We start from the raw sequence: 1,917 nt of genomic DNA on the forward strand, positions 1-1,917 counted from the left end.
ATATAATTCGCCATATTCCTCCTGAGGTAACCATCTGGGCAGATACCGGTTTTCAAGGTATAGATAAACAGCATCCTAATACACAAATCCCAAAAAAAGGAACTCGAAAAAGACCTTTATCGCCTGAACAAAAACAAGAAAATAAAATAATCTCGGGCATCCGTATTACAGTTGAACACGCCATCGCGGGTATCAAGCGCCTCGGTTGCATGACCCAAATTTTACGGAATCGTAGACCCTTTATTGATGATACCTTCTTACTCCTTAGCGCAGGTCTTTGGAATTTCCATCTCAGAACAGCGTAAAATTTACTTCAATCACCGAAACACCCTTATTTCACTATTAAGCAACACGCTTATTGAGACCCGGTTGTTCCATCAATACGATTTGTTTATTTTGCCTCATACGTTCAAGATCAGCTGGATTTGGGAATGCCATAACCTGGCATTCATTTTTCTGTAACTTAGCATAGCGTACTGCTGCATCTGGTGTAATTGAGAACACTAAATGATCTATTTTAGGCTTAGCTCCCCAATAATCACGATTGGCTTTATAAAGGATGCGCGAATCTTTCTGATATTGAATTAACTGAAATGGGCCGGTACCAATCGGCTCAAGATCAACCTGCTCCGGCTTACCTTTTTTCATCATCTGTTCGGCATATTCTGCCGATAAAATAGAAGCAAAATCCATCGCCATATCGGCTAAAAAGGGTGCTTCAGGGCGGGTAAGAACAAAACGTACAGTATGATCGTCAATTTTTTCTATCTTATCGATGATTTTATCCAAATCCATACCAATAAAATATTCATAGCTGCCGCCTGAAACTTTGTGATAGGGATGAGATGCATCTTTTTGCCGCATAAAAGTATAAATGACATCATCAACATTGAATTCACGGCTTGGTTTGAAGTTTTTGCTGGTATGCCATTTAACCCCTTTGCGCAAATAGAAAGTATAAACTTTTCCATCATCACTCACTTGCCACCGTTCAGCTAATGCCGGTTTTATCTCTGTGGTACCCAATTGAAACTCCAGCAGTCGATTATAAAGTGGAATAGAACTAGCATCATAAGTTGTTCCTGACGCAAATAATTGTGGATTAAATCATTCTGGTGAGCCTTCTGAACAATAAACCAAGGTTTTTGCTTGCAAATTAGTAGAAATAACTAGAGTAATCAAACTAATACTAATAGATAAAATCACTGCATTTTTTATACAAAACTTCATATTATGCTTCCCCTGTTGTCACTTTATTATATTTTTTAAGCAATTTACTAAATAGTGCTACTGATATTGTAATTTAGTTATATTTTTATCACAGACGTTAAAACAATAAATCAATTGTTAACGCTCACGTCAATACTTTTATTGCTGTTTTTTTAGACAAAAAAGAAACAAATATAAAACCTATAATTCATAAAAATAGGATAAAAAATAATAAATTTGTAATTTTTTAGTGATAAAATTCAAAAAAATAACTTAAATTGATATTAATAACTATTTTCATCTGAACGCCCATTTGGTCAATAATTAATCAATTGTTGACTAATTATTAAAATATCTATTAGCAAAAGATAAAAACATTCAGCAACAAAAAAGAATAAAATAGAAAAATGGATATTAGGCAGGTATCCTCAAACTAGATACCTGATAAATGATTAATAACTCAGGCTAACTCGAAAACCAGAAACCATATGATCGTGTTTATGATCTGACGAATTTAATAGCGGAAAACCAATATAAGTACTGTAGCTTAATTGCTTATAACCGCCTCTTAAGCCTATCGATGTACCAATTAAGTAATCATCACGCCAAAAATGCGCTCGATCTCCCGAAACTGAACCGTAATTCAAGGTTGCATAGAGCACATGGCCAGGCAATGGTGTATACCAACTAAGTTCATTTTTGATCAGT

General features: G+C 34.9%; 1 protein-coding gene and 2 pseudogenes. 1 reads left to right on the top strand and 2 read right to left on the bottom strand.

Translation table 11 applies throughout. The annotated features are described in order from the left end of the window. The coding region (locus CBG25_RS03445) for a transposase family protein (protein WP_290603625.1) at positions 1 to 305 on the top strand (305 nt) is incomplete at its 5' end. 52 nt (positions 306 to 357) lie between these two features. Here the strand turns inward: CBG25_RS03445 and CBG25_RS03450 are convergent. Together CBG25_RS03450 and CBG25_RS03455 are read right to left on the bottom strand one after the other, a co-directional pair. After that, positions 358 to 1,230: pseudogene (locus CBG25_RS03450) on the bottom strand (ABC transporter substrate-binding protein); the annotation flags it as partial. A gap of 431 nt (positions 1,231 to 1,661) precedes the next feature. Beyond that, a pseudogene (locus CBG25_RS03455) lies at positions 1,662 to 1,917 on the bottom strand (ShlB/FhaC/HecB family hemolysin secretion/activation protein); the annotation flags it as partial.

The organism is Arsenophonus sp. ENCA, from assembly GCF_002287155.1.
In the GTDB taxonomy this organism is placed as follows: Bacteria; Pseudomonadota; Gammaproteobacteria; order Enterobacterales; family Enterobacteriaceae; genus Arsenophonus; species Arsenophonus nilaparvatae.